This window comes from Parasphingorhabdus sp., from assembly GCF_036964675.1.
Taxonomy (GTDB): domain Bacteria; phylum Pseudomonadota; class Alphaproteobacteria; order Sphingomonadales; family Sphingomonadaceae; genus Parasphingorhabdus.
This window is the reverse complement of sequence record NZ_JBALTF010000168.1, coordinates 1-579: the sequence shown is the minus strand read 5'-3', so window position 1 is coordinate 579 and position 579 is coordinate 1. Positions and strand designations below refer to the sequence as shown.

The following is a 579-nucleotide window of genomic DNA, read 5'->3' as shown; positions in this document are numbered from 1 at the left end:
GTCGAGGACGAGGCGATAATCGCGGCGCAACAAAGGATCGGTCAGGAGGACGGGCTGCTGCTCTGTCCCGAAGGTGCCGCCACCGCTGCCGCTTATCTGAAAGCGCTGGAAGATGGTCTGATCAGCAAGAGTGACCGCGCGGTGTTGTTCAATTGCGGCAATGGCCTCAAATATCCCATGCCCGCCGCTGATGCCGCGCTTGATCGCCATCAGCCAATCGACTGGAGCGCCATTGCCAGCGCCTGAGCGGCTGGCTAAGGCTCTACCCATGAAATGGTTTGTCATGATCGCTGTGTTGCTACTGGGCCTGGGCGGCTTCTCTTGGTGGTTTTTCTCGCAACCCGGACCGAAGCAGCTCGATATGGTCAATGACGTCATCCCGGGCGACAGCAATGCGAAGCTGTTGGTGCATGATCAGATTTTCGACAAGCAGTTGGGCCTGGGACTCAATATCTGGACTCCGGATAGCGCTGCGACCAAACCGCTCCCGGTGATCGTCTTTATCTATGGCGGCGGCTGGCGCGACGGGGCCAAGGACCAATATGCCTTCACTGGCCGGGCGCTGGCCAATCGCGGCTA

The 579-nt window shown here is 59.4% G+C and carries 1 protein-coding gene and 1 pseudogene; both read left to right on the top strand.

Going from position 1 to position 579, the window contains the following annotated elements:
* Window positions 1–246, top strand: a pseudogene (locus tag V7665_RS13775) (threonine synthase); the annotation flags it as partial.
* A 22-nt stretch (window positions 247–268) separates the two neighbouring features.
* Window positions 269–579: carboxylesterase family protein (locus V7665_RS13770; protein WP_335665096.1), on the top strand; the 311-nt coding region annotated here is incomplete at its 3' end.